This window comes from Pseudorhodoplanes sp., assembly GCF_059499825.1.
On record NZ_JCABZI010000005.1, the window covers coordinates 380116 to 397454 of the forward strand.

Sequence of the window (17339 nt, forward strand, 5' to 3'; positions counted from 1 at the left end):
TGGCGTTTTGGCAAGGAGCAAAACCAAAACCGGCGCCCTTGCGGACGCCGGTTCACCAGAAAGTCAATTCGTCAGCCGAATGTCACGTCGCTGTCTTAAGAACTGGCGTTCAGCACCGTGACCGCGCGGCGGTTCTGCGACCAGCACGAGATATCGTCGCAGACTGCGACCGGCCGCTCCTTGCCATAGGAGATGGTGCGCATCCGCTGAGGATTGACCCCGCGTGACGACAGATATTCGCGCACGGTCTGCGCCCGGCGCGCGCCGAGGGCGATGTTGTATTCGCGGGTGCCGCGCTCGTCGGCGTGACCTTCGATCGTGAAGCTGTATTGCGAGTACCGCGCCAGCCATTGCGCCTGTTTGTCCAGTGTCGCGCGCGCCTGGGGCGTCAGCGAGGACTGGTCCGATTCGAAGAACACGCGATCGCCGACATTGACGACGAAATCCTGTTGGCTGCCGGGGGTGGCAGGTCCACCGGCGCCCGCGGTCTGATCGCCGGGCTTGTTCGCGCAAGCCGACACCGCGAGCGAGGCGGCCAGCACGCCGATCAGCCCGATCGCGCGCATCAATCCACGCAAGTCCAAGTGGCGCAGGGATTGTCTCACAGCAATCATCCTGGTGACTCCATTCACTACGTACCGGAAAGGTTTAGGCCCGGATCGTTAAGCGAACCTTCCGTCAACCTTGACGGGACCCTACAAAGCGCACCGAAACGCGGCCGTTTGGCGCAAACCATTGTTAATGGTTACTCATCGCTTAACGCCGAAAATGCGGCGAATCGACCTCTAATTTCGATTCTCGCGGGTGGACATCTCAGGTGCGTCCGCCGCGCAACGCTCCGGCCGCTGAAAATCAGGACAAGAGCGGCGACCACGCAGGATCTGATGCAAAACTAGGCGTCGGTATCCGCTGCTCGTTGCGACCGGTGATGTCGACCGAATACAGCGAGGGGCCGCCCTGCCCACCTCCCTCGCGGAAGAACATGATCACGCGTCCGTTCGGCGCAAAGGTCGGTCCCTCGTTGTGGAACCCCTCCGTCAGGATGCGTTCGCCGGAGCCATCGACGCGCATGAGGCCTATCGCAAAGCGTCCACCGCCCTGTTTGGTGAAGGCGATGGTATCGCCGCGTGGCGACCAGACCGGCGTCGAATACGAGCCTTCGCCGAAACTGATGCGCTGCGCCGGACCGCCGGTCGAGGCCATGACATAAATCTGCTGCGAGCCGCCGCGGTCAGATTCGAAGCAGATGCGCGCGCCGTCCGGCGAATAGGACGGAGCGGTATCGATCGCAGGCGATTGCGTCAGCCGCGTCGTGGCGCGAGAGCGCAGATCCATCACGAAGAGATTCGAGTTCGAGCCCTGTTGCAGGCTCATGATCACTCGCTGGCCGTCCGGCGAGAAACGCGGCGAGAACGTCATGCCCGGGAAATTACCGACGACTTCGCGCTGGTTGGTTTCGATATTGAGAAGATAGACGCGCGGGTCGCCCTGCCCGAACGACATGTAGGTGATTTCTTGGGTCGACGGCGAAAAGCGCGGAGTCAGCACCAGATCGTCGCCGCGCGTGAGATAGCGCACATTGGCGCCGTCCTGATCCATGATGGCGAGACGCTTGACGCGGCGGTCCTTCGGACCGCTTTCGTCGACGAAGACAACGCGGGTGTCGAAATAGCCTTTCTCGCCTGTCAGCCGCTCGTAGATCGCATCCGAGATGATATGCGCAATGCGACGCCAGTTTTCCGGCGTTGTGGTGTATTGCTGGCCGGCCTGCTGCTGTCCGCCGAAGACGTCGTAAAGCCGAAAGCGCGCATGCAGGCGTCCGTCGCCCTGCCGCACCACCTGGCCGGCAACCAGCGCCTGCGCCTTGATCGCACGCCAGTCGGGAAAATTCGGCGGCGCATCGGCGCCGGACAGCTTCTGGATGAAGGCCGCAGGATCGATCGGCGCGAACAGCCCGGACCTGCGCAGGTTGTTGGTGACGATACCCGACACGTTACGCGCGGTCTCGGCATCGGCATTGTTGCCGAAGAAGTCCGGGATCGCGATCGGCATCGGCTGGAAATTGCCTTCGGTAATCTGCAGCCGGACCTGCGCGGCGGCATCGCGCAGCCGGAAAGTCGACGCCGCGCCGAGCGCGCCGGCTCCGAGAATGAGCGCCTTGCGCCGGGTAAGCACCGAATGAAATTTGCTGGTTTCAGTCATGATCGTTTCTGTCAAAATCCAAACATCGTGCGTTCGTCGAAATCGATGTCGATCTCGCGCCAGGTCTCATAGGTTTCCCGGCGCAGCATGTTGAAGGGCTGGCTGACCATCACCGCCCGCACGGCACTGTCGCGGAACGCCTCGAAGGCCGCCCCGCTGCCACGCGTCATGACCTGCGGCGGCGATGCGAGCCGTCCGTCCGGCGTCAGCCGGATCACCATCCGGATCACAATCTTTTCCGCGACCGGCGGCACCGACCAATTCTGCTTCAGGCGGGCGCGCAGCGCATCGAGTTCATTCTGCGACAGCGTCGCCGCCGTGCCGGTCGGAATGCCGAGCGACGCGGAGCGATTGATGGAATCTCCTGTCGCGGCCTGACGGGTCGGCTCGCGTTTGTCGAGCAGTGCCGCGATGCGTTGCGGATTGAATTCGGGCTGCTTTTTCGGCGGCTGCTTCTTCGGCGGCGTCGGAACGGCCTTCTGTGCCTGCTGCTTCTTCTGCTCTTCCTTCTTCTTGCTCTCGTCCTTCTTCAGGGCTTCGGCAATCGGATCAGGCTTTTCTTCTGGCTTCGGTTCGGGCTTCGCCTCTGCCGGCTGCGCGGGTTTCGGCGGCTCCGGCTTCGGATCGGGCTTGGTTTCGGTTTTCTCGACCGGTTTGGGCGGCGTCTGCTCGTTCTTGGTCGCCTGGATTTCCTTCTTCTCGGAAATCTTGGCGGTGTGATCCTCGACCTGCTTCTTCTCGCCTTCCTTTTCGACCAGCGGCTTGGGCGCCTCCTGGAGCTTGGCGGTCTTGGAGCCGGCAGTGAGCTGGCTGAATTCCGTCGGCGAAATAATGTCGACCGGCAGCGATTCCGTCGGCATCGAATCCAGCGGACTGGAGGCGAATGTCAGCACCGCCCACAGCAAGGCGGACGCATGCACGACACTCGATATGGCGAGCCCAGTCCTCATGTCCCTGCGGATCAGGTCCCCTGTTCAACCTCGGTAACAAGCGCAACACGGCGAAAGCCCGCCGCCGACAGCCTCCCCATCACCCGCATCACAGTACCGTAATTCACGTTCTTGTCGCCACGCACGTAAATGCGCTCGTCGGCGCCGCCGCGCGCTTCGGTGATCGCCTTGAGCTTGGCAATGAGCTCCTCGACCTTGATCTCCGAATTCATCAGATAGACTTCGCCCTTGGTATTGACGGTGACTGTCAGCGGCTCCTTGTCCTGGCTCAGGCTCTTGGCCTGGGTCTGCGGCAGGTCGATCTGCACACCGACGGTGAGCAGCGGCGCCGACACCATGAAGATGATCAGCAGCACCAGCATAACGTCGACCATGGGGGTGACGTTGATTTCGGCCATGACCGGCTTGCGGCTATGCCGCCGCCGGCTTCCGCCCTGGACCCCCGCGCTTCCGCCACCCATCGCCATCGGTCAGGTTCCCCGCTCGTCGATCTGACGCGACAGAATCGCCGAGAATTCGTCGGCAAAGCCTTCCAGCCGATGCGCCTGCTTGTTCACCTCTGACACGAACTTGTTATAGAAAATCGTCGCCGGAATGGCCGCAACAAGGCCAATCGCGGTTGCGAACAATGCTTCCGCGATGCCCGGCGCCACCACCGCGAGCGAGGTGTTCTTCGAGGCCGCGATCGACTGGAAGCTGTTCATGATGCCCCAGACGGTGCCGAACAGTCCGACGAAAGGACCGGCCGACCCCACGGTCGCCAGCACCAGCAAGCGGCGCTCCAGCCGGTCGATCTCACGCGTGATGGTGACGTCCATCACCTTGTCGATGCGCTGCTGCAGACCGGCAAAGGAGCGTGCATGCCCCTCGAAGCTGCGCTTCCATTCCCGCATCGCGGCCACGAACAACGCGGCCATCGAATGCGTCGGCTTGGCCGAGAGCGACCGATACAACTCCTCGAGCGATTGACCGGACCAGAAGGCCTGTTCGAAGCGGTCCATCGCCGACTTGGTGCGGCGAAACAGCAGGAACTTGTCGATCGCGATCGCCCAGACCCAGATCGAGCAGGCCAGCAACCCGATCATCACGGCCTTCACGACCCAATGCGCCTGCCAGAACAGGCCGAGAATCGACAGATCCGCGGCAACGGGCAGAGCCGACTGCGCTACGTCGGTTTCCATACGAAGTCTCTCCGGGCTCGCGTCAGCCCATTGCTCGACAGCCCGACAAAACGTCGCACGCCTGTGTCCGTCCCAAATCGGAAACCGGGTCGCGTCCGTTGGCGAACGCGGCACACAGATCCGATTATTGCGAAGACGCCGCCGTCCACCTCCGGCAAGGTCGACGAAATCCCCGCGAAACTTGGCCAAACTAGGGCGTGGCCGGGTCTCCCTCCCTGCTACCAGCGCCTAATGTGGTTAAGGATTGGTTACGGATTCGCTACGATTTGTCTCGGCCGCGGCGCGGCCAGTCCGGGGGGATGACGACCAGAGCCCGGTCGTCGCGAAACTCCTCAGACTCGCGGGTCGCGCGCATCCATTTCGCACCGGGACCGTGGAACCGAAATGAAAACGCCCGCCGGTTCATCACCGGCGGGCATTCGAGGCGTAACGATACGCGAGACGGTTACGCCTGAGACGGTGACGGGGGCGTGATGTCGGGGCGTCCGCGCCGGTCGGCCATGAACTGGTCGAATTCGGCCTTGTCCTTGGCTTCGCGCAAACGGACCAGGAATTCCTGGAATTCACGCTGCTCGTCCTCGAGCCGGCGAAGCGTTTCGGCACGGTATTCGTCGAAGGCGCGGTTGCCGGACGACGGCGGCGACCAGAAGCCTGCACCGCCACCACCCTGCATCTGGGTGCGCACGCGGTCCATCTTCTCCTGCATGCGGGTCATTTTGTTCTGCCAGCGTTCCATGCCGTAGCGACTGCAAGCCATTCGACCGCTCCATACCGTAAAGGCCAGGAGGGCGAGGCCGATAGGCCACCACACGACGAAGCCGAGGACCGTCAGAAGGATCCAGGCTGGCCTGCCGTAGTCGTCGATCTTGTCCGTGAGTGTCATCGCGTTCATCGCATCCTCATGGCGAGATGTGAATGTTAATAACATTTACATAACGGCGCTCTGCCCTCCCGTCAAGGCGCGCGCTTCACGGTTGCGTCATTTCAGGTCTGCCTCGAGGCACAAAGCCGGGCTTATCGCCCGTGCAGGCCGAGACCACTCAGATAGACAAGGACTCCCGCTTCCAACAGGTCCTCCGCCGACATTGGCAGCACCCGCTGCGATCCGTCGCCGCGCGCGAACAGAGACGCGATGCCGTGCGAAAGCGCCCAGATGTGCAGCGCCATCATCAAAGCCGGCGGCCGCTTGTCCTTCGGCAGCAGCAGGGAAATCGCCTCGCAGGCGGAGCGAACAACCGCAAAGGCCCGGTCGCCGGCTGCACGGAGTTCCGGGTTGGCGTCTGGCGGAACTCCCGCCTCGAACATGGCGGAGTAGAAAGCGGGTTCGGAGCGCGCAAAGTCCAGATAGCTTTTGCCGAGACGCTGGAAAGCGGTTTGGGGATCGGGCTTTCCCTGGTCCCACGCTTTTAAGAGGCGGTCGGTAAATTCGTCGAAGCCGCGCCGCGCGACGTCGGCGAGCAACTCTTCGCGGTCCCGGTAATGGCGATAGGGCGCGGCGGCGCTGACGCCGGCCCAGCGGGCGGCATCCGCGAAGGTGAAGCCGGCCGGCCCCTTCTCGGCGATCAAGGCAAGCGCCGCGCGCACCAAGGCTTCTTTCAGATTGCCGTGGTGATAGCCGCGTTCCGGGCCGCTGCCGCGTTTCCAGACCATGTGAAGGGGGTTAACATGCGTCGAAGGGCCACGTCGATGGGCGGCCGTTCAAAATGGAACGGCCGCAAGCCCCGGCACATCGTCCGGACGCCGTCCGGGCGCGTCCCAGAAGAACCGCCTGTCCTCGATCCCGATCGCAACGTCGTTGATCGAGGCCTCGCGCCGCTTCATCAGCCCGGCTTCGTCGAACTCCCATTGCTCGTTGCCATAGGAGCGAAACCAGGCGCCGCTCTCGTCGTGCCACTCATACTGGAAGCGCACCGCGATGTGATTGCCGTGAAACGCCCAGAGATCCTTGATCAGGCGATAATCGTGCTCCTTGGCCCATTTGCGGGTAAGGAAATCCACGATCGCGTCGCGACCGACGAAAAATTCCGAACGGTTGCGCCATGTCGAGTCCGGCGTGTAGGCGAGCGACACCTTCACCGGATCGCGAGAATTCCAGGCATCCTCGGCCATGCGGACTTTCTGCCGTGCGGTCTCTTCGGTGAAGGGTGGAAACGGCGGACGCGACATGCAGGGCTCCCTGCTTCTGGCTAACCGGCCGTAACGTTTTGCCGATCAGGCTCGCATGGAGTCAAGCGCAGTGCAGGTGCGGTTCAGGCGCTCGCCGCGTCCTGGTCCGCCTTCATCGCGATCCGCAGCGGCTTAGGGATCGGCTTCGCCCGCCCGCCGGAAATAAAAGCGACGCGCACATCCGCCTGCACCAGCAAGTCATCGCCGCGCATCACCCGCTGCCGGATGGTGACGGAGGCGCCCTTCACTTCGTTCGGCTCGCTGACGATCGTGAGAATGTCGTCCATGCGCGCGGGCTTGAGGAAATCCAGCGTCATCGAGCGCACCACGAAAGCGAAGCCCGGGGCCTCCTCCTCGGTCTGCTCGAACAGCACGCGATGATCGGCCCCGATCAGCCGCAGATAGTTCGTTCGGCCCCGCTCCATGTAGCGCAGGTAATTGGCGTGATAGACGATGCCGGTGAAGTCGGTGTCCTCGTAATAGACGCGCACGATGAAAGTGTGGCGCCCGTCACGCAGTTCGCCGTCGAGAGGAACGGATGTCATAGGTCAGCGTCGCTCGCTTGCGGAAGCGCGCGTTATAGCAAGCTTCCCGGCGATACCAACATCAGCGCGCGGGACGCGGCTGCCCCGCCTGCTCGATGATCGGATCGATCCGGTAGAGCCCGCCCTCCAGGTCATCTGTGATGACATAGAGCAGGCCGTCCGGCCCGACCCGGACATCGCGGATACGGCCGAGTCGCTCATGCAGCAGCCGGGTCTCGCGCCAGCCCTCGCCGTCCCAGTCGAGCCGCAGCAGCGCCTGACCGGCCAATGTGCCGACCCACAGAATTGGGCTACCGCCGGCGCTGTCGATTGCGAGGCCGGAAGGAGCCTGCGCCGGCGGTTCGCCGAACACATGCGCCGGCTGCTCCATGCCGTCTTGGGCCCTGCCGCCCGGGATCGGTGTTCCGTCATAGGCGATGCCATGCGAAATGACCGGCCAGCCGTAATTGCGACCGCGTTCGATCCGGTTCAGTTCGTCGCCCCCCATCGGCCCGTGCTCGACGGCATAAAGGTGGCCACGGTCCTCGTCGAAGGCGAGGCCTTGCGCGTTGCGATGGCCGAAGCTCCAGATTTCCGGCTTCGCATCCTTCCGGCCGTAGAACGGATTGTCCGGCGGCACGCTGCCATCGGTGCGGATCCGGATGACGGTACCGAGGTGATCGTCAAGACGTTGCGCCCGATCCTGTTCCCAGCGATCGCCGACGGTCAAAAACAGATACCCGTCGCGCGTGACGGCCAGGCGGCCACCATACTGCTCGTCCTTCTCGGCGCCGGTGCTTTCGAAGATCACGGACTTTCCGATCAGTCGGTTGTCGTCGCGGCTGAGCTGCGCCCGTATCACCCGGATTGTCGAATGCTTGGCGCTGCCATGGACATGCGAAAGGTAAATCTGTCGATTCTTGGCGAAGTCGGGATCGACCGCGACGTCCAGCAGACCGGCCAGTCCCGACGAGAATATCGGCGGCAGGCCCGTAATGTCGCGCACGGTGCCGTCCGGGCGAATCTGCCGGAGTCGGCCCATGCGCTCTGTCAGCAGCAGCGAACGGTCCGGCAGGAACGCGATCGACCACGGGAACTCGAACGCGCCGCCGATGCGCATGGGTTCGTATTCCACAATCTCGGTCTCGGTCTCGTCCGGTACCGGGCTGGTGCGCGCCATGCCGTGTGAGGAAAACGAGAGCACAAAGGCAGACACCGCCAGCGCGCATGCAAGCTGCACACTTCCGCGCCACGCAATCGACATCCCGGCCCGCTGCATTCAGTCCCCCGCATTAAGTGGTGCGAAGGCATAAACGCCGGAGCGCGCAGATTCGTGCGGGCGTTAGGCTGCATGCGACAATTCGCGACAAAGCTGCCACTGTAGCGGTGACGAACTACCAGTGCTGCCCCTGCACGATCGCATCAAGCCGCGCCTTCAATTCGTCCGGCGCAGTGTAGTACCACACCCCGCCCAGCAGCCATCTCAAGCGCTCATTCCTCGCCGCCTCCGATTCGATCATACCGATCGTCTCCAGCGTGATCATATCTTCGAGCGGACCGGCCGCGAGATACGACAGCATGTTCGGATTGGTCTCGATCTTGAGCACCTCGAGGATGATCGCCAGCGCCCGCCCCGGATCCTGGACGCGAAGTTCGCTCTCGTAATCGCGCAGCGCCGACCAGTTCTGGTCGCGGTCCTTGTCGGCGCATTGGTTTTGCGCGATCCAAACTCTGGCGATGTCAGTCGGCGAGAGTCTGGCAAAATCGATCAGCGGATTGCGCTCCTCATGCGCATCGCGGGTGGCGCGCCATCCGTCCCGGTCGGCAATGGCGGCAAGCCTGTTTTCCAGCGCCGTGTCCTCGGTCCACCAATAGACACTCCCCAGCAGCCAGCGCAGCTTCGGTTTGTCCGCTACCTCGCGCTCCAGCCGGCCGATGAGACTGGCTCCATGGTTGATCATCAACGCCGGCGCAAATTTATCGCCGAGTTGCAGCAGCAGTGCCATGTCGGCCTCGCGCTGCAAAAGCTCCAGAATAAGATCCAGCGCGCGTTCCGGCTGCCGGTGCGGCAGCGAGTCGAAATAGTGGAACGTCGCCCAGGTCCCGTCGGTCTTGTCGCGCAATCCGATCTGCTGCAAGGCGCGCCAGGTATCGGCGAGTTCGGCCATCGGCATGGCATCGAACAGCGTCGCCTGCTCCTCTGGCGTCTCCGCGCCGGGGATCGGCATCGTCGCCCAGTTGGCGGCCTCTTTGATGAAATCGGACATGGCGCACCCGTTGAAGGCAGGGTTCGTTGGTCGCGCAAGGTGGCCGTGAGGTTCAATCCTCCTGCCCGAACAGCCCGAATTGCGCTGGATCGCGCGCGGGCACGGCAAGGCCGAGATGCCGGAAGGCGTGTTCCGTGAGCAGCCGGCCGCGCGGGGTGCGTTGCACGAAGCCCTTCTGAATCAGGAACGGCTCGATGATATCCTCGATCGCATCGCGCGGCTCCGACAATGCCGCGGCAATCGTCTCGACGCCGACCGGCCCGCCGCCATAGTTGAGCGCAATGGTGGTGAGATAGCGCCGGTCCATCGCATCGAGTCCCGCGCCATCCACCTCCAGCGCGCGCAGCGCCGTATCGGCGACGGCGCGATCGATCGCCTTGTCGCCCTGCACATCGGCGAAATCGCGCAGGCGCCGCAGAAGACGGCCGGCGATGCGCGGCGTGCCCCGCGCGCGCCGCGCGATCTCATTGGCACCGTCTTTCGTGATCGCGACACCGAGCACGCGCGCGCCGCGGGTGACGATCTGCTCAAGTTCAGCCTCGGTATAGAAATCGAGCCGCACCGGAATGCCGAAACGGTCGCGCAGCGGATTGGTGAGTAGCCCCGCGCGCGTGGTCGCGCCGACCAGCGTGAATTTCGACAACTCGATCTTGACCGAGCGCGCCGCCGGCCCTTCGCCGATGATCAGGTCGAGCTGGAAATCCTCCATCGCCGGATAAAGGATTTCCTCGACCTGCGGATTGAGCCGGTGAATCTCGTCGATGAAGAGGACGTCGCGCTCTTCGAGATTGGTCAGGAGCGCGGCGAGATCGCCGGCCTTCGAGATAACCGGTCCGGATGTGGCGCGAAAGTTCACGCCCAATTCCCGCGCGACGATCTGCGCCAGCGTGGTCTTGCCGAGACCGGGAGGGCCTACGAACAGCACATGGTCGAGGGCCTCGCCCCGCGCCCGCGCCGCCTTGATGAAGACTTCGAGATTGGCGCGCGCCTTTTCCTGCCCGATGAACTCACCGAGCTTCTGCGGACGCAGCGAGGCTTCGGCGAGATCGTCCTCGCTGCGCTCCGGCGTGAGGAGGCGGGTCGCGCTCACTTCTTGCCCCGCCAGTATTTGTTCGGCAGCAATTCGGAGATCGACATCACCGATGGCTCCGGTCCGTTCGGCACGATCACCCGCGCTTTCGGATCGTAATCGTGGATCAGTTCGCGGCAGGAGCCGCAGGGCGACACCACCTTGATGGTCTGGTCCTCCTCATGCGGACGCGGATGTCGCACTGCGACGATGGTGTCGATGCCGTTGTCGCCGGCTTCGGTGATCGAGCGGCCGATCGCGATCGCCTCGGCGCAGACCGCCATCCGTCCGAGATAGGCGTCGATATTAACCCCGGTGATGATGCGGCCGTCGCGCGTGCGCATTGCGGCGCCGACCTCCTGCCACTCATTGCGATAGCGCGTCTTGATCGCCTCGCTCGCGGCAGCGATCAGGTCCCTGTCTTCCTTGCTCAAACTCGACACGCCAGCACCTTGAATCCCTGCACCCTACTTCGACAATTCCTTCAGCCCGAGGCGGATGAGTTTCGCGGTATCCGCGCCCTCGCCCGCTTCGCGCGAGGCCGCCGCAATCGCCGCCGCCGCCTGCGGCTGACCATAGCCGAGATTGATCAAGGCCGAGACAGCATCGCGGGTCGGCCCCGGCGCGCGGCCCTCATCCATGTCCGCCGACAGCCGCACTACCGCCGGATCCAGATCGGTGAAGGCCGGCGTCTTGTCCTTCAGTTCGGTGACGATGCGCTCAGCCACTTTCGCGCCGACGCCCGGCGTCCGTGAAATCGCGCCCTTGTCGCGCAGGGTGATGGCATTCGCAAGCTCGGCCGGTTTCAGCGTCGACAGCACCGCCAGCGCCACCTTCGCCCCGACCCCCTGCACGGTCTGCAGCAGCCGGAACCATTCCCGTTCCAGATCGCTGGCAAATCCAAACAGACGGATCTGGTCCTCGCGGACATGGGTCTCGATCGACAGCGTGGCAGGCTCGCCCGTAGCCGGCAGCGATTGCAGCGTGCGCGCGGAGCAATGCACCTGATAGCCGACGCCATGAACGTCGACGATCACGTAATCTTCACCGTATGAATCGATAACGCCTTTGAGTTTGCCAATCATGCCGGGATCGGGTGCGAATCGTACTCCCGCATTAGAGCATGATTTCCTAAAAGCCCTCTCAGGATGGTTTCATGCCCGATTTTCTCGCCCTTTTCAAAGAGCCGTGGTCGAAGCTCGATGCCGATACGGCCGCCATCCTGGCTCGGATCTATACCAATGCCGCCGACGAGGCGCCGATCTTCACCCGCACGCCCGAGGGAGCGCGCGATCTGATCAACCGGTTCCTGCCATTCTACGTCTCCGCCGGCGCGCCTGCGATCCCGCATATCGCGGAGCGGCGCATACCGGCGGCGAGCGGCGATATCCGCGTCCGGCTCTACGATTCCGGCGCACCCGCTCCGGGCCCCGCCACCGTGTTCCTGCATGGCGGCGGCTTCGTGACCTGCGATATCGACATCTATGACGGCGTATCACGCCAGCTTGCGAAGCGATCCGGCATGCGGGTGGTCAGCGTCGATTATGCGCTGGCGCCGGAGCATCCGTTCCCGGTCCCGCTGAACGACTGCATCGCCGCGATCCGCTGGGTCGCATCGCATGGCGGCGAATGGGGCATCGACCCCACCCGCATCACTATCGCCGGCGACTCGGCCGGCGCCAATCTGGCGCTCGCCGCAACCATCGCGCTGCGCGACGCGGGCCAATCCCCCATTCGCGGCACCGCCTGCATGTACGGCTGCTATGCGCCCGACCTGAACACGGCGTCCGAGCAGGCCTATGGCGGCGGGCCGTACCTGATCTCCGCCCCGGAAATGGCGTGGTACTGGAATCACTACCTGTCTAAGCCCGCCGACCGGACAAATCCGCTGGCTGCGCCACTCCACGCCGACCTGCGCGGACTTCCGCCGCTGTTCATCACAGCCAGCGAATTCGATCCGCTGCGCAACGATTCCGAAATGCTGGTCGACAAATTGAGGGCGGCCGGTGCGTCTCATGAATTCCGCCTCTGGCTCGGAACGATCCACGCCTCGGTCAACCTGATGGGCTGGATCGCCGCGATGGGACCGCGGGTCGATGAAGTGGGTGCGTTTTTAAGGCGGGTCACGGAAAAAATCTGAACCATTCGCATATCTTGGCGTTACGTCGTCCTTGCCGCGAACGGACCAGATGATCACCAAGAAACGAGATTTGCGCACCGGACGCTCGGTCTGGGAGGGGCGCGACGCCGCCAAGGTGCGCCACAGCCGGCTGCGAAAGCCGGTCACCACCGATGTGCTGGTCGTTGGCGCAGGCATCACCGGCGCGATGATCGCCGATGCCTTGGCGGAGGCCGGGCTCGCCGTGACGATCGTCGATCGGCGGGACGATCCGGTCAAAGGATCGACCGTCGCATCGACCGCGCTGGTACAATACGAAATCGACACGCCGCTTTCGAAGCTCTCGCGCAAGATCGGCAAGGTCGATGCAATGCGCGCCTGGCGGCGTTCACGTCTTGCCGTCGACGCCGTCGCGGCGCGCCTGGCCGATTTGCAATTGCCGGATGTGGTCCGCCGCGACAGCCTCTATCTCGCCGGCAACGAACTCGACGCCGAGGGGCTCGCGCGCGAGCAGGCGGCGCGCCGTGCGATCGGACTGCCGGATCGGCTGCTTTCCCGCAAGGAGCTGAAAGCGCGCTTCGGAATTTCACGCGCCGCGGCGCTGCTGGGCTACGACAATCTCGTCATCGACCCGCGCAAGGCGGCGCATGCAATGCTGGCGTCAGCGGTCAGCAATGGCGCGCGCGTTTTTGCACCCGTCTGCATCGACGATATCGAATGCCATGCGCGCAGCGTGACGGCGCAGACCGACACCGGTCACGTTATCCGTTGCCGCTATCTCGTCATGGCGACCGGATACGAGGTCCCAAAGAGCGTGCCGGCGAACGGCCACAAGATCATTTCCACTTACGCCATCGCGACCGTGAAACAGCCGAAACGGCTGTGGCCCGAGCAATGCATGATCTGGGAAGCTTCCGATCCCTATCTGTATCTGCGCACGACGCCGGAAGGACGCATCATCTGCGGCGGCGAGGACGAAGACTTCGTCGACGAGGAGAGGCGCGACAAGCTGCTCGCGCGCAAGACCGGTACGCTTCAAGCGAAGCTCGGCAAGCTGATCCCCGGTGTCTCGACCAGGATCGATTTCGCCTGGGCCGGCTCGTTCGGGCAAACCGATACCGGACTGCCGCTAATCGGTGAGGTCCCGGACATGCCGCACTGCTTTGCCGCCCTGGGCTATGGCGGCAACGGCATTACCTATTCGCGGATCGCGGCCGATGTCATTACCGGCGCGGTGACCGGCCGCCCGGATTGCGACGCGGACCTCTACGGCTTCAAGAAGAAGAAAAAGCGCTGACGCATCAGCCGGCGGCGATCCTCAGCATCGCGCTCTGGCGATGGTGCGCGTGCGTCACCGCAATCGCGAGAGCGTCGGCGGCATCTTCGGTCCGCGGGTCGGCCTTCGGCAACAGCACCCCGATCATCATGCGGATCTGCGTCTTCTCGGCGTGCCCCGCGCCGACGACGGTCTTCTTCACCAGGTTCGGCGCGTATTCGGCAACCTGCAGCCCGGCCCGCGCCGGAACCAGCATGGCGATGCCGCGCGCCTGCCCGAGTTTCAGCGTCGACGCACCGTCGCGATTGACGAAAGTGGACTCGACCGCCGCCTCGTCGGGCGTGAATTCCTCGATCACGCGCACCAGCCCGTCGTGAATCGCGACCAGTCGCGCCGCAAGCGTGGCGCGTTCCTTCGTCTCGACCGACCCGCAGGCGACGAACAGCAGGCGGTTGCCCTCGCAGGCGATCAGCCCCCAGCCGGTGCGGCGAAGGCCGGGATCGATACCGAGAATGCGAATCGGGCGCTGCATGCCGGAACAGACATAGCACGGGATGCATGCAAGGCCCGCGCTGCGATGCATCGCTGAAGCCGCCCCCGGCTGGTATGGCTGGGCGCAGCCGGAACCTGCAGTGACAGATTTCTCAACGACAGCCGCGGGGCTTATCGCCGATCCGCGTTTTCCAGCCGCACTTGCCGTCGCCCTGGTCGCGGGGCTGGTGCGCGGCTTTTCCGGATTCGGCTCGGCGCTGATCTATGTGCCGCTGATGGCCGCCATCTATGAACCGCGGATCGCCGCGCTCACGCTGCTGATCGTGGATTTCGTGGCCAGCGCCCCGTTCACATTGCCGCTGACACGGCGCTGCAACTGGCGTGAGGTCGCGCCGGTATCGCTGGCGGCGGTCTGCACCATCCCGCTGGGTGTGGCGGCACTCGAATATCTCGATCCCACGATCCTGCGCTGGTTCATCGCGATCCTGGTGATCGCGCTGCTCGCCGCACTGATCTCCGGCTGGCGCTATCGCAATGCGCCGACATGGCCCGCCTCCGTCGGCGTCGGCCTGTTTGCCGGCCTCGGCGCGGGCGCGGCCCAGATCGCCGGCCCAGCCGCCATCGTCTACTGGCTCGGCGGGCCGAACTCGGCGGCGATAATCCGCGCCAACCTGATGGTGTATTTCGCGATTCTAGCGATCGTGTCCGCCATCGCCTATTACAGCCGCGGCCTGTTCACCGCCGACGTACTGGCGCTGTCGCTGCTGCTCGGACCGATCTTCATCGTGGCGATGGCCGCGGGCGCCTACCTGTTCCGCGGCGCATCGGACCATGCCTATCGCCGCGTGGCCTACGCAATCATCGCGCTGTCGGCTGTGGTGAGCCTGCCGCTGTTCGACGAATTGTTCCGCTAGCGACCTACGCCGGCGGGGTGTCGCGCCTGAAGTCGGCGCGCTCCAGAAGGTGCGACGCGGCAAGGCCGAACACCAGTCCCCAGAACGGAGCCCCGATGAGGAAGATCGGAACATCTGCCACCGTCACGACGAAGCAGATCAGCGCGCCGAAGCTGAATTTGTCCCGGAACGAAACCTGGAACGACGTCTGCAGCACGCGCAACATCGCAAGGCCCGCAAGCGTCGCGATGTACGCCGGTGGCGCGGCCAGCATCAACCGGGTGTAGAATGGCGCCATCAGCCCAAACACCAAAGCCAGCAATCCGATAAAGATCGCTGCCGTATATTGCCGTGGCTTCTCGCCCGAGCTGGCGAGGATCGCGTTGACCGGTCCCGTCAGGCAGGTCGACACCGCACCCATGAATGCAGCGATCAGCGATCCCACACCGCAGGCAGCCGTGATGGCGTTGATCGGCGGCTTGTGGCCGGTCGCCGTGAGAATCGCGATGCCCTGGCCGTTCTGCACGGCCAGCACGGTGATCGCCAACGGCACCACCAATTCGACCATCGCCTGCCATGAGAATTGCGGGGCATACAGATTGGGCTTCGCAAATTCGAACAGCGTGCCGGCCGGAGGATTGAAGGAGCCGAGCAGCCAGATCACCACGGCGCCGACGACCAACGCGACGATCAGCGGCGGCGCAATGCGCGCGATCCGCGGCGCGGCGGATAGCGCGAAAAACGTCGCCGACATCGACAACGCGATCCAGAACCCATCGCCGCGGAAGGCGTGAACCAGATCGATGCCAAATCTGAGAAAAACGCCCGCCACCATCGCCATCACGATCGGCATCGGGATCGCGTCCATGACCCGACGAACCAGGCCGGTCAGACCCAGCACCAGCATCAGCAGACCGGTCGCAAGGAACGCGCCGATGACCTCGGGGAAGGTCAGATGGGTGAGCGCCGGCCCGACCAGCACCGTGCCGGGAATGGTCCAGAAGAACGCCAGCGGCTGCCGGTAAAGCAGCGAAAAGGCGATGGTGATGAGGCCGTTCAGGAAAAACGAAGCGAAGATCCACGAGGCCAGATCGGATTCCGACAGACCGCCGCGGGCTCCGACCGACAGGACGATCGCCACCGGCGCCGAGGCCGCGAACAGGAAAGCAACGACCGCATTGCCGGCATAGACGGCGCCGAAATCCGACCAGGGCCGGCGCGGCAGCGGCAGAACCGGCTTTTCGAGTGGCATTGACTTCAGACGCCCGGAACGCTCGCGAGAGTGGTCACCTGCGGAACTCCGCAAGACGCATCACTATCGCAGGACACGGCCATCCCGGTCACGCTGCGTCGCAACATTCGGCTCGGCGCGGACCCACGGTCACGCGCTCATCTTCGCCATGAGCTGTTCGGACACTTCGAAATTGGCGTAGACATTCTGCACGTCGTCGCTTTCTTCCAGCACCTCGATCATGCGCAGCAGCTTTTCACCCTGCTCGTCATCGACCGAAAGCGTGTTCTGCGGCTTCCAGATCAGCCCGGACTTGCGTGGCTCCCCGAATTTCGCCTCCAGCGCTTTCAGGACCTCGTTCAGCGAGTCCTGTGCGGTGTAGATTTCGTGCCCGTTCTCGCTCGAGACCACATCCTCGGCACCGGCCTCGATCGCCGCTTCCAGCATGTCGTCGGCACTTGCAACCTTGGCGTCGAATTCGACCACGCCGACATGGTCGAACATGAAGGAGACCGCACCGGTTTCCGCCATGTTGCCGCCGTTCTTGGTGAAGGCCGCGCGAACGTCGCCCGCGGTGCGGTTTCTGTTGTCGGTCAGCACCTCGACGATCAGGGCGACGCCGCCGGGCCCGTAGCCCTCATAGCGAACTTCGTCATAACTTTCCGAATCGCCGCCCTGGCTCTTCTTGATGGCGCGCTCGATATTGTCTTTCGGCATGTTCTCGGCACGGGCGGCGATGATCGCGGCGCGCAGGCGCGGATTAAAGTTCGGGTCCGGCATACCCATCTTCGCGGCCACCGTGATTTCGCGGCCGAGCTTGGAGAACAGCTTGGAGCGCATTTTATCCTGGCGCCCCTTGCGGTGCATGATGTTCTTGAATTGGGAATGACCTGCCATGGACCAAATACCGCAAATCGGTTGACGCGGCGCGGTTATAGGACGGGCGGTGCGGTCCGCTCAACCCTTTTG

Annotated in this window: 20 protein-coding genes; 3 read left to right on the top strand and 17 right to left on the bottom strand. The window is 63.9% G+C overall.

From position 1 onward, the window contains the following. Positions 1–95: 95 nt before the first annotated feature. The 14 genes from pal to ruvA all read right to left on the bottom strand — a co-directional run bounded on the left by pal (position 96) and on the right by ruvA (position 11444). The gene (pal, locus tag AC5I5I_RS08965) at positions 96–566 is read right to left on the bottom strand and encodes a peptidoglycan-associated lipoprotein Pal (RefSeq protein WP_495972571.1); all 471 of its coding nucleotides are present in this window, start codon (positions 564–566) and stop codon (positions 96–98) included. A gap of 286 nt (positions 567–852) precedes the next feature. Then, positions 853–2202 (bottom strand): Tol-Pal system beta propeller repeat protein TolB, encoded by a 1350-nt coding sequence (gene tolB, locus AC5I5I_RS08970; protein ID WP_495972047.1) that lies wholly within the window; start codon positions 2200–2202, stop codon positions 853–855. An 11-nt stretch (positions 2203–2213) separates the two neighbouring features. Beyond that, positions 2214–3152 (bottom strand): cell envelope integrity protein TolA, encoded by a 939-nt coding sequence (gene tolA / locus AC5I5I_RS08975; protein ID WP_495972049.1) that lies wholly within the window; start codon positions 3150–3152, stop codon positions 2214–2216. An 11-nt stretch (positions 3153–3163) separates the two neighbouring features. After that, a complete protein-coding gene (tolR, locus tag AC5I5I_RS08980) occupies positions 3164–3613 on the bottom strand; it encodes a protein TolR (protein WP_495972573.1) in 450 nt (149 codons plus the stop codon). Between the two features lie 9 nt (positions 3614–3622). Continuing rightward, complete coding sequence (tolQ, locus tag AC5I5I_RS08985; RefSeq protein ID WP_495972051.1) at positions 3623–4333, bottom strand: protein TolQ; 711 nt, start codon at positions 4331–4333, stop codon at positions 3623–3625. A gap of 445 nt (positions 4334–4778) precedes the next feature. After that, positions 4779–5216, bottom strand: a complete 438-nt coding sequence (locus AC5I5I_RS08990) for a DUF2852 domain-containing protein (protein ID WP_495972575.1) — start codon at positions 5214–5216, stop codon at positions 4779–4781. A gap of 131 nt (positions 5217–5347) precedes the next feature. Then, on the bottom strand, positions 5348–5983 hold the full coding sequence (locus AC5I5I_RS08995) for a TetR/AcrR family transcriptional regulator (RefSeq protein ID WP_495972053.1): 636 nt from the start codon (positions 5981–5983) through the stop codon (positions 5348–5350). A 48-nt stretch (positions 5984–6031) separates the two neighbouring features. Continuing rightward, positions 6032–6499, bottom strand: coding sequence for a nuclear transport factor 2 family protein (locus AC5I5I_RS09000; protein WP_495972055.1), 468 nt, complete (start codon positions 6497–6499; stop codon positions 6032–6034). Positions 6500–6582: 83 nt separating this feature from the next. Further along, positions 6583–7044 (bottom strand): tol-pal system-associated acyl-CoA thioesterase, encoded by a 462-nt coding sequence (gene ybgC, locus AC5I5I_RS09005; RefSeq protein ID WP_495972057.1) that lies wholly within the window; start codon positions 7042–7044, stop codon positions 6583–6585. Positions 7045–7105: 61 nt separating this feature from the next. Then, entirely contained in the window at positions 7106–8302 is a 1197-nt protein-coding gene (locus tag AC5I5I_RS09010; RefSeq protein ID WP_495972059.1) for a PQQ-dependent sugar dehydrogenase, read from the bottom strand. Positions 8303–8417: 115 nt separating this feature from the next. Continuing rightward, entirely contained in the window at positions 8418–9290 is an 873-nt protein-coding gene (locus AC5I5I_RS09015; RefSeq protein ID WP_495972061.1) for a DUF6869 domain-containing protein, read from the bottom strand. Between the two features lie 52 nt (positions 9291–9342). Beyond that, entirely contained in the window at positions 9343–10380 is a 1038-nt protein-coding gene (gene ruvB, locus AC5I5I_RS09020) for a Holliday junction branch migration DNA helicase RuvB (protein ID WP_495972063.1), read from the bottom strand. After that, the gene (locus AC5I5I_RS09025; RefSeq protein WP_495972577.1) at positions 10377–10793 is read right to left on the bottom strand and encodes a cytidine deaminase; all 417 of its coding nucleotides are present in this window, start codon (positions 10791–10793) and stop codon (positions 10377–10379) included. The genes ruvB and AC5I5I_RS09025 overlap by 4 nt, the downstream gene beginning before the upstream one ends. Before the next feature lie 33 nt (positions 10794–10826). Further along, positions 10827–11444, bottom strand: coding sequence for a Holliday junction branch migration protein RuvA (gene ruvA / locus AC5I5I_RS09030; protein ID WP_495972065.1), 618 nt, complete (start codon positions 11442–11444; stop codon positions 10827–10829). Between the two features lie 71 nt (positions 11445–11515). Here ruvA and AC5I5I_RS09035 point away from each other — a divergent pair, with 71 nt between their 5' ends. Further along, positions 11516–12499 carry an alpha/beta hydrolase gene (locus tag AC5I5I_RS09035; RefSeq protein ID WP_495972067.1) on the top strand — a complete coding sequence of 328 codons (984 nt, stop codon included), beginning with the start codon at positions 11516–11518 and terminating at the stop codon, positions 12497–12499. 49 nt (positions 12500–12548) lie between these two features. After that, entirely contained in the window at positions 12549–13775 is a 1227-nt protein-coding gene (locus tag AC5I5I_RS09040) for an NAD(P)/FAD-dependent oxidoreductase (protein WP_495972069.1), read from the top strand. Between the two features lie 4 nt (positions 13776–13779). Here the strand turns inward: AC5I5I_RS09040 and ruvC are convergent, their stop codons facing one another. Continuing rightward, the gene (gene ruvC, locus AC5I5I_RS09045) at positions 13780–14286 is read right to left on the bottom strand and encodes a crossover junction endodeoxyribonuclease RuvC (protein ID WP_495972071.1); all 507 of its coding nucleotides are present in this window, start codon (positions 14284–14286) and stop codon (positions 13780–13782) included. 100 nt (positions 14287–14386) lie between these two features. On the opposite strand from ruvC, the gene AC5I5I_RS09050 reads away from it, so the two are divergent. Then, positions 14387–15160, top strand: a complete 774-nt coding sequence (locus AC5I5I_RS09050) for a sulfite exporter TauE/SafE family protein (RefSeq protein WP_495972073.1) — start codon at positions 14387–14389, stop codon at positions 15158–15160. 4 nt (positions 15161–15164) lie between these two features. Here the strand turns inward: AC5I5I_RS09050 and AC5I5I_RS09055 are convergent, their stop codons facing one another. Continuing rightward, on the bottom strand, positions 15165–16391 hold the full coding sequence (locus tag AC5I5I_RS09055) for a benzoate/H(+) symporter BenE family transporter (RefSeq protein ID WP_495972075.1): 1227 nt from the start codon (positions 16389–16391) through the stop codon (positions 15165–15167). 129 nt (positions 16392–16520) lie between these two features. Beyond that, complete coding sequence (locus AC5I5I_RS09060) at positions 16521–17267, bottom strand: YebC/PmpR family DNA-binding transcriptional regulator (RefSeq protein WP_495972077.1); 747 nt, start codon at positions 17265–17267, stop codon at positions 16521–16523. Between the last annotated feature and the right edge of the window lie 72 nt (positions 17268–17339).

Excerpts from the sequence above, each read along its gene's own strand:
- pal (WP_495972571.1), bottom strand. The coding sequence starts at position 566 with ATGCGCGCGATCGGGCTGATCGGCGTGCTGGCCGCCTCGCTCGCGGTG.
- tolB (WP_495972047.1), bottom strand. The coding sequence starts at position 2,202 with ATGACTGAAACCAGCAAATTTCATTCGGTGCTTACCCGGCGCAAGGCG.
- tolA (WP_495972049.1), bottom strand. The coding sequence starts at position 3,152 with ATGAGGACTGGGCTCGCCATATCGAGTGTCGTGCATGCGTCCGCCTTG.
- tolR (WP_495972573.1), bottom strand. The coding sequence starts at position 3,613 with ATGGGTGGCGGAAGCGCGGGGGTCCAGGGCGGAAGCCGGCGGCGGCAT.
- tolQ (WP_495972051.1), bottom strand. The coding sequence starts at position 4,333 with ATGGAAACCGACGTAGCGCAGTCGGCTCTGCCCGTTGCCGCGGATCTG.
- AC5I5I_RS08990 (WP_495972575.1), bottom strand. The coding sequence starts at position 5,216 with ATGACACTCACGGACAAGATCGACGACTACGGCAGGCCAGCCTGGATC.
- AC5I5I_RS08995 (WP_495972053.1), bottom strand. The coding sequence starts at position 5,983 with ATGGTCTGGAAACGCGGCAGCGGCCCGGAACGCGGCTATCACCACGGC.
- AC5I5I_RS09000 (WP_495972055.1), bottom strand. The coding sequence starts at position 6,499 with ATGTCGCGTCCGCCGTTTCCACCCTTCACCGAAGAGACCGCACGGCAG.
- ybgC (WP_495972057.1), bottom strand. The coding sequence starts at position 7,044 with ATGACATCCGTTCCTCTCGACGGCGAACTGCGTGACGGGCGCCACACT.
- AC5I5I_RS09010 (WP_495972059.1), bottom strand. The coding sequence starts at position 8,302 with ATGCAGCGGGCCGGGATGTCGATTGCGTGGCGCGGAAGTGTGCAGCTT.
- AC5I5I_RS09015 (WP_495972061.1), bottom strand. The coding sequence starts at position 9,290 with ATGTCCGATTTCATCAAAGAGGCCGCCAACTGGGCGACGATGCCGATC.
- ruvA (WP_495972065.1), bottom strand. The coding sequence starts at position 11,444 with ATGATTGGCAAACTCAAAGGCGTTATCGATTCATACGGTGAAGATTAC.
- AC5I5I_RS09035 (WP_495972067.1), top strand. The coding sequence starts at position 11,516 with ATGCCCGATTTTCTCGCCCTTTTCAAAGAGCCGTGGTCGAAGCTCGAT.
- AC5I5I_RS09040 (WP_495972069.1), top strand. The coding sequence starts at position 12,549 with ATGATCACCAAGAAACGAGATTTGCGCACCGGACGCTCGGTCTGGGAG.
- ruvC (WP_495972071.1), bottom strand. The coding sequence starts at position 14,286 with ATGCAGCGCCCGATTCGCATTCTCGGTATCGATCCCGGCCTTCGCCGC.
- AC5I5I_RS09055 (WP_495972075.1), bottom strand. The coding sequence starts at position 16,391 with ATGCCACTCGAAAAGCCGGTTCTGCCGCTGCCGCGCCGGCCCTGGTCG.
- AC5I5I_RS09060 (WP_495972077.1), bottom strand. The coding sequence starts at position 17,267 with ATGGCAGGTCATTCCCAATTCAAGAACATCATGCACCGCAAGGGGCGC.